Annotated in this window: 7 protein-coding genes; 1 reads left to right on the top strand and 6 read right to left on the bottom strand. The window is 61.3% G+C overall.

All coding sequences use genetic code 11. The features are described from left to right. Positions 1-85: 85 nt before the first annotated feature. Entirely contained in the window at positions 86-433 is a 348-nt protein-coding gene (locus GG26_RS13050) for a TatA/E family twin arginine-targeting protein translocase (RefSeq protein WP_099884193.1), read from the bottom strand. Between the two features lie 201 nt (positions 434-634). Here GG26_RS13050 and secA point away from each other — a divergent pair, with 201 nt between their 5' ends. Continuing rightward, entirely contained in the window at positions 635-3,481 is a 2,847-nt protein-coding gene (secA, locus tag GG26_RS13045; RefSeq protein ID WP_414391067.1) for a preprotein translocase subunit SecA, read from the top strand. Positions 3,482-3,505: 24 nt separating this feature from the next. On the opposite strand, the gene GG26_RS13040 is transcribed toward secA, so the two are convergent. The 5 genes from GG26_RS13040 to GG26_RS13020 form a co-directional block, all read right to left on the bottom strand. After that, positions 3,506-4,258, bottom strand: a complete 753-nt coding sequence (locus tag GG26_RS13040; protein ID WP_414391063.1) for a PspA/IM30 family protein — start codon at positions 4,256-4,258, stop codon at positions 3,506-3,508. 34 nt (positions 4,259-4,292) lie between these two features. Further along, positions 4,293-5,003, bottom strand: coding sequence for a polysaccharide deacetylase family protein (locus GG26_RS13035; protein ID WP_414391060.1), 711 nt, complete (start codon positions 5,001-5,003; stop codon positions 4,293-4,295). 9 nt (positions 5,004-5,012) lie between these two features. Further along, entirely contained in the window at positions 5,013-7,520 is a 2,508-nt protein-coding gene (locus GG26_RS13030; protein WP_414391057.1) for a DUF3656 domain-containing U32 family peptidase, read from the bottom strand. Positions 7,521-7,676: 156 nt separating this feature from the next. Next, entirely contained in the window at positions 7,677-7,802 is a 126-nt protein-coding gene (locus GG26_RS13025; protein WP_011429657.1) for a hypothetical protein, read from the bottom strand. A gap of 31 nt (positions 7,803-7,833) precedes the next feature. Then, positions 7,834-8,194, bottom strand: a 361-nt coding sequence (locus GG26_RS13020; protein ID WP_414391054.1) for a zinc ribbon domain-containing protein, incomplete at its 5' end; no start/stop codon positions are given.

Below are 8,194 nucleotides of genomic sequence, written 5' to 3'. Positions count from 1 at the left end.
CTCGGAAGCTCCCGTCTACAGCCCGTCAGGGCTTAGCGGGAGAGGATGTCACGCCGAAACAGAGCAGGTTGCAGCGGGGCATAGACTAGGCAGCATCCGCCGTTGACGAGCCCTCGGACGGGGATGCGGCGGCCACAGGCTCTGCTTCGGCAGCCGGCTTTGTGGACGGGTCGGCTGTGCCGGTCGAGTTGGTTTGGGTTGGGGCTGGAGCTGCTGTTTTGGCGCCCTTGGGAGCGGCTGTGCGGGCGGCCTTTTCCAGCTCCTCGGCTTCCTGGGTTAACTGGGCCTCAAACTCTCTGGCGGCATCCTGCAAGCTGCGCAAGGTTTTGGCTAGGGCACGGCCAATCTCCGGCAGCTTGCGCGGCCCAAACACCAAGAGGGCCACCGCAAAGATAACCAGCATTTCCGGCAGTCCAACGCCTAGAAAGTTCATAAGCCCTGGGATCCCTTCGCTTCCCTAGCCTGACATCTTCTTGCCCTTGGCCGCAAGCACTTTCCCCCCTCCAGGGCTTGGGGCTTTCTTGGCAAAGGGCTGTTGCCGTCTTGGCTGGGCTGGCCGGCCAAGCCAATTGGAATGGTAAAATTGCGCTATATCGCTACTTTAATGATTGGCCTAGGCTTGCCCATGCTCCAAATTCTCCAGAAGCTCCTTGGGGATCCCAACGATCGCAAGATCCGCAAGTACCTGCCTGTTGTCAAGCTGATCAACTCGCTGGAGATTGAGATCGCCTCCCTTTCGGATGCGGAGCTCAGGGCCAAGACCACCGAGTTTCGCCAGCGCTTGGATAGAGGGGAGTCCCTCGACGATCTCCTGCCCGAGGCTTTTGCAGTGGTGCGGGAAGCGGCCAAGCGGGTTCTCAACTTGCGCCACTACGATGTGCAGCTCATTGGCGGCATGGTGCTGCACGAGGGCCAGATTGCCGAGATGAAAACTGGCGAAGGGAAAACCCTGGTCGCCACCTTGCCTGCCTATCTCAACGGCCTGACCGGGAAAGGGGTTCACATCGTTACTGTCAACGGCTACTTGGCCCGGCGGGACTCGGAGTGGATGGGGCAGGTGCACCGCTTCCTGGGCCTGACCGTCGGCCTGGTGCAAGAGGGCATGTCCACCGACGAGAAGCGGCGCAGCTACCACTGCGACATCACCTACTGCACCAACAGCGAGCTGGGCTTCGACTACCTGCGGGACAACATGGCCACCGACATCAAAGAGGTGATGCAGCGGCCCTTTAACTACTGCATCATCGACGAGGTGGACTCCATCCTCATCGACGAGGCCCGCACTCCCCTGATCATCTCCGGCCAGATGGCCCGCCCCTCCGAAAAATACCTCAAGGCGGCTCAGGTGGCGCGGGAGCTGATCCGGGACGAGCACTACGAGGTGGACGAAAAAGCCCGCAACGTCATCCTCACCGACGAAGGGTTTGAGGCGGCGGAGCGGCTGCTGGGGGTCTCCGACCTGTTCGATCCCAAGGATCCCTGGGCGCACTTTGTCTTTAATGCAGTGAAGGCCAAGGAGCTCTTCATCCGGGATGTCCACTACATCGTCCGCAACCAAGAGGTGGTGATCGTGGACGAGTTCACCGGGCGGGTGCTCCCCGGTCGCCGCTGGTCGGACGGGCTGCACCAGGCGGTGGAGGCCAAGGAGGGGGTGCCGATTCAAAACGAGAGCCAAACCCTGGCCACCATCACCTACCAAAACCTCTTCCTGCTCTACCCCAAGCTCTCCGGCATGACAGGCACTGCCCGCACCGAGGAAGCCGAGTTCAGCAAAACCTACAACCTAGAAGTCACGGTGATCCCCACCAACCGGCCCATTCGCCGCAAAGATGCCCCCGATTTGGTGTACAAGACCGAAAACGCCAAGTGGAAAGCGGTCGCCGAGGAGATTGCCCACATGCACGCCCAGGGGCGCCCTGTTTTGGTGGGAACCACCAGCGTGGAAAAATCCGAACGCCTCTCGGCCATGCTCAAGGAAATGGGGATCCCCCACAACCTCCTCAACGCCAAGCCGGAGAACGTGGAGCGGGAGGCGGAAATCATTGCTCAGGCGGGTCGCAAAGGTGCCGTAACCATTGCTACCAACATGGCTGGGCGGGGCACGGACATCATCTTGGGTGGCAACGCGGAATACATGGCCCGCCTCAAGCTGCGGGAACGGCTGATGCCCAAGCTGGTGCAGCTGGATCCCGACAACCCCCTGGGATCGGCCTCCACGACAAGCCGCGGCGGCGGTCAAGGGTTTGGCCCAGCCTCGCCCAAGCCGAAAAAGTCCTGGACGGTGGTCTCTCCCAACTTTTACCCCTGTGAGCTGTCGGCCCGCACCAGCCAGGCTTTGGACGAGGTGGTGGCAGCCGCAGTGGCCAAGTACGGGTTGAACCGTCTGCCGGAGCTGGTGGTGGAAGATCTCATCGCGGTGGCCTCGGAGAAGGCGCCGGTGCAGGATCCTCTGATCTTGCAACTGCGGGAGGTCTACAACAGCATCAAGGCCGAGTACGAAAAGGTCACAGAGGCCGAACACGAGGAGGTGGTGCGGCTGGGGGGCTTGCATGTCATCGGCACGGAGCGCCACGAGTCCCGCCGCATCGACAACCAGTTGCGGGGCCGCGCCGGACGGCAAGGAGACCCTGGCTCCTCGCGCTTTTTCCTCAGCCTAGAAGACAACCTGCTCAAGATCTTCGGTGGCGAGCGGGTGGCCAAGCTGATGGACATGTTCCGGGTAGACGAAGACATGCCCATCGAGCACCCGCTGCTTTCCAGCAGCCTGGAGAACGCGCAGCGCAAGGTGGAAGTGTATTACTTTGACCTGCGCAAACAGGTGTTCGAGTACGACGAGGTAATGAACAACCAGCGGCGGGCCATCTACTCGGAGCGGCGGCGCATCCTGGAAGGGGAGAACCTCAAACCCAAGATCCTCGACTACGTGCGCAAGACCGTTGAGGAGATCGTGCGGGCCCACGTCAACCCGGAGCTGCCGCCGGAAGAGTGGGAAATCGACAAGCTGACCGCCAAGATGCAGGAGTTTGTGCCCCTGCTCAAAGAGAACCTCAAGGCCGACGACTTGCGGGATCTCTCCTATCAGGAAATCCTAGACCACCTGATCAAGCAGGCGGAGCTGGCCTACGAGGCCAAAGAGGCTTTCTTGGATACGTTCGAGCCCGGCTTGATGCGGAAGGCGGAGCGCTTTTTCCTGTTGCAGCAGGTGGACACCCTCTGGCGGGAGCACCTGCAGCAGATGGAGGCGCTGCGGGAAGCGGTGGGCCTGCGCGGCTATGGCCAGCGGGATCCCCTCATCGAATACAAGAACGAGGGCTACGAGCTGTTCCTGGAGATGATGGACAACATCCGCCGCAACACCGTGTACAACCTCTTTGTTTTTACACCCCAGATTGTACAAGTGCCGCAGGCAGTGCCCCTGCAAGCAGTGGCTGCTGGTTCAGAGACAAGCCAGGTGCCAGAAGCCGACTTTACCCACGAATAAAGCAAAGCCTCGTAGGACACGTGATCAAGAGCGCTTCTCGAAGTCTAGATCCGGCAAGGGCAGCTTGGCGGGGCTGCCTCCCTGGCCACTGAGCATAGCTAGGCGGCGGGAGATCTCGTCGTCGAGAGCCATTTCGTCAAGCTGGGCGGCAAGTTGCTCGCTGCGATCCTCGGAGAGCTCGCTGAGGGCGTGGACCTTGAGCTGGCGAGCCTGGATGGCGTTCTTGGCCGCCTCAAATTGGGACTTGGCCGAGTCAATGCTATAGGCGTTGTTAACGCGGGTCATCTGTTCAAGGGCTTTGTTCACCTCGTAGATGTCTTTGAGGTTGCTCAGCTCGCGCTTGTAGAGGGCCAGACGCTCTTTTTCCCGGGCCAGCTTTTCCTTGGCAGCCTTGACATAGCGCTCAGCAGTTTCCACTTGTTCCTTGAGCGGGCCAAGAGCGGCCTCAATGCGCAGGGCTTCGGCCATAGCTAGGCGAGCGGCTTCTTGATCCCCCCGTTGCATAGCCAGGCGAGCCTTGCTCTCCAGCGCCTGGTACTCCCGCACCTTTTGCACGTACTTTTGCTCGGCCCGCTGGTAGGCAGCTACCTGGGTGGCGACGGCTTCGGTGAGACGCTGCACAGTCTCCTGCATGGTTCGCACCGATTCTTCGGCCACCGCCACTGCCTCTGCCCCGCCTTTTTCCACCGGCAGCCCCCAAAGCCAATTCCACGTGCCCACGATGAGGCTGCCGGCTCGCTGCCCGAAAATGCCGTAGATGATCTTGCGCACGCCCATGGCTTGCCCTCCCTATCGCTGCCTTTCACTGTATTCAATCTCCTCTGCAACTGGGAAGACTGCCAGAAAGGGGCAGGCGGACAAAGTCAAACCCTTGCTCCCCCAAGGCCGGGATCAAACGGCGGACTACCTCGGCTACCTGAGATCCCCCCTGGACGCCGTCGTGGAGCACAATCAGGGAGCCGGGCCGCACTTGGTTGAGCACCCGATCCACCACCACGGCCACCGGCGGGCAGAGCCAATCCTCCGGCACCACACTCCACATCACCGGTAGATACCCCCAGGAGCGCAAGTCGGTTAGCGTCTGGGGCCAGAAGAGACCGTTGGGGGGGCGCACGGCCCGATACTCTTCTGGGGTGCCGCCACAGGCAGCCACGAGGGTATCCTGGCTGCGTCGCAAGCTCTGTAGCAGTTCACCGCGGCTAAGCTGGGTAAACGAGCGGTGCTGCCAGCCGTGCAGGCCAATGCCGTGGCTCTGTTGGCGGATTTTCCGGGCCAGGTGGGGCCAGCGCTGCACCCGTTCCCCCAACACAAAGAAGGTGGCTGGTACCTGAAACTCCTGTAAAACTTGCAACAGGGTCGGCGTGTATTCAGGGTGAGGGCCATCGTCAAAGGTAAGGGCCACCTGTCGCTTCTGAGGATCTGGCGGTAAGTCCCAGAGAGCCTCAGGAAAAAGGGTCTTGAGGCCCTGCTGCAGAAGGGGGTAGAGGGCAGAGGGGAGGATCTGCGGCGGCCAAAAGGGCATAGATTGACCTCAACTTTCCAGAGAGCCCCTTGTTACCCCCAACTGGCTGTACAGCTTTAGCTCCCGCCACAGTTGAGAGCCACTCATCTGGCCCTGGAGGAGCTGTTGATAGCAGCGTAGGGTTTGCTGAACCTGCTCGGCAGACTCCCGCAAGAACTCAATGCGCAGATATCGCAACCCCAGCGCCAGGAGCTGCGACACATATTCTGCCCCAGTTTGGGCTTTGCCATTGTAGAGGGTGTTGCGGCAGCCAGCATCGGCTTTCAAAATGTGCTCCACATTGGCCCTGTCCCTCAGCCTCACCTCGTGCTTTTCGCAGGGGCGGCCACAGTTGGTGTAATCCGTGCCACTGGACAAAAAGGCGCAGAAGACGCAGTGCTCCATGTGGAACATGGGCATGTGCTGGTGGATGGTAACCTCGTACCAGTGGGCGGGGCCGGCCTCCAGCAGGGATCCCAGTTGCTCATGGTTGAGGTCATAGGAGGCCGTCAGGCGCTCCAGGCGGTAGCGGCTTTTGAAATAGTGGGCGGTGAGGGGATTGGCCACGTTCAGGGAAAAATCGCCGATGCAGCGCTGGTTGGCGAAAAAGCGTAGGTGGTCGTAGTTTCGCACCAGATAGCCATCGGCTCCTGCCGCCAGCACCTGTTTTAGAATCCAAGTTTCCCCCGGCTTAGTGATGCGGGGCGGGGCCGCCCACAGCTCCACCTCGGGGTGAGAAGCTTTGGTAGCGCGGATAACTTCCCGGTAGCGGCGGGGATCCTCAAACTCCAGGTAGATCTGCCGGATGCCACAGGCAATTGCCGCCGACAACTGGGCTGGCTCCCGCACCAACACCACCAGCTGGGGCAATCCCGGCTCGGCTGGCTCCAGGGGAGGCAGCAGGTCTTGCCAGTGGGCGTCAGGATTGAGCTGCCAGCGGCGGGGCCGGGCTCGCAGCGCTTGCAACTGCTCCACTGCCTGGCGCCGCATCTGGTTGAGGACGCTGACCGGCAGCATCACCTCCCCCTCCAGGGCGTTGTGCAGGGATCCCAGCCGGAAGGGCGTGCCCCCTAGGCGGCCCAGTTGCTGCCGCAGCTTCTCGTCGGTGAGGGGCTGCTGGCGAGCGGGTTGCAAAGGCAGTGGGGAATCCACCTGCACCACGTGGCCCTCTTCGTCCCGTAGGATCAGGGTCAGGGGCAGTCCGGCCTGGCCATGGACTTCCAGGTGGACGGGGCGTTGAAAGCGAGGCTGATCCCCGGCATAGCTCTGGCGCAGGCGCTTTTCCAGCTCTGGGTCGCTGGTTTTCCAGAGGCGATCCCCTACCCGCAGGCGTTTGAGGTCAATTGCCCCCTGGGCAAAGCTCAGCCAGGCCAACCCCTGCTTCTGGTGCACGCGGTAAACTCGTCCCCCCTGCTCCGGCAGCTCTGGCTCCCCCTGGTCAAACACCACGCCATCCCCCGCCTTGAGGGGAGCTTCCAGGCGCACTCCCACCTGATCCCCCTCGATCCTCACCACCTGCCCTAGGTAAACGCCGCGCTTTTTGCCAAAACGGGCATGCACCAGCTTTTGGTTGTTGATGCCTCGCAGCCAGCCGGTGTACAGGCCGCGGGAAAAGCTCATCTCCAGCTCATACCATTCCTGGGCTGAGGGCTGCCACGCCTGCCCTGCCCCCAGAGCGTCCAAGGCCCGCCGATAGATGCGCGTTACATTAGCTACATATTCCGGCGATTTCAGGCGGCCTTCAATTTTCAAACAGTGGATCCCCAGCTTGACCAGCTCCGGCAGCACCTCCAGCCCGGCCAGATCCTGGGGGCTGAGCAAATACCGCTTCTCGCCCAAGTCGCGCCGGATCCCGTCCACCACCAGCTCATAGGGCAGGCGACAGGCCTGGGCGCATTCTCCACGGTTGGCCGAGCGTCCTCCCAGGGCTTCGCTGGTCAGACATTGCCCGGAGTAGGCCACGCAGAGGGCCCCATGGACAAACACCTCCAGAGCAATTGGGGATCCCCTCTCTTCCAGATGGGCGCGGATCTTGGCTATTTCCTTGAGGGAACACTCCCGCGCCAGCACCACCACCTCGCAGCCCAGCTCGGCGGCAAACTCAGCTCCCACGCCGCTGGTGACAGTCATCTGCGTCGAGGCGTGGATGGGGAAATCGGGAGAAAGATGCCGAACCAGGCGGGCAATGCCGACATCCTGCACAATGACCGCGTCTACTCCCGCTGCTGTCATCGCGCGGATGTACCGTTCCGCCTCCTCCAGCTCCTCGGGAAAGACCAAGGTATTTAAAGTTACGTAGCCCCGCACCCCGCGCCGGTGCAGCCAGGCCATCAGCTCCGGCAAATCCGCTTCGGTGAAGTTGCGGGCGCGCAGGCGAGCGTTGAACCGTTCCAGCCCGAAATAGATGGCATCGGCTCCGTTTTCCACCGCCGCCTTTGCACACTCCCAATCCCCCGCTGGCGCAAGCAGCAGCGGCAGCTCGGCGGGCAAGGCCGCCGCCAGACGTTCGGTTTTGAGGGAACTTATCGAAGCGCTCATGAGAAGAACCCTGAGAAAAAACAAGGGATCCTCTCCCATTCAAAAGCAAAAAACCTGAGAGCAGGATCCCCCTTGCCTCAGGCCAAGCCCTACTGCCGGCGGGCCCTTGACAACGCAAAAGACCGAGGTCTCAGAAAGCCTCAGACCGTCCGCCAACTACAGCGCTAGCAGCACATTCAGGATCCCGGTGAGAATGGCACTGAACAGGGCCAGCGTAATGTAGCGGCCAACAGCCGGGTCTTCCCCCAGGAGCCGGTCGGAGGCGCTGATGGTAAAAAACAAAGACCACGCGTAAACTACCCGGCTCCGACCGCTAAGCGGTACGGAGCGGGCTTTCAGTAGCCCTGAGCCTGTTCTGCTCTACCAGAGAACAAAACAGGCCCGAACCTCTAGGCTGGTTTACGACAGCCCCCAAAAGCGCAATCACATTCGCACCATTCAAATCCGCATCCCCTTCCCATCCACAGTGCCCACACTTGAACGACTTGCCACTGCGGTAGGATTGCGCAGGATCGGGATGGATGTGTAAACATTTGTGACAGGTCTGCGACGTGTAGGCAGGCGGCACAAGAACCAGAGAAACCCCTGCAACTCTCGCCTTGTATTCCAGAAACTGGCGTAGCTGGTAGAACGCCCAACTGTTGGCCCTGCGCCTTTCGGTTTTGCTGCGGGGT

Source organism: Synechococcus sp. 'PEA 65AY6A-5F PE A', from assembly GCF_047462575.1.
Taxonomy (GTDB): Bacteria; Cyanobacteriota; Cyanobacteriia; order Thermostichales; family Thermostichaceae; genus Thermostichus.
Note: the sequence above shows the minus strand (reverse complement) of the source record. Positions and strands in the feature narration are given on the sequence as shown.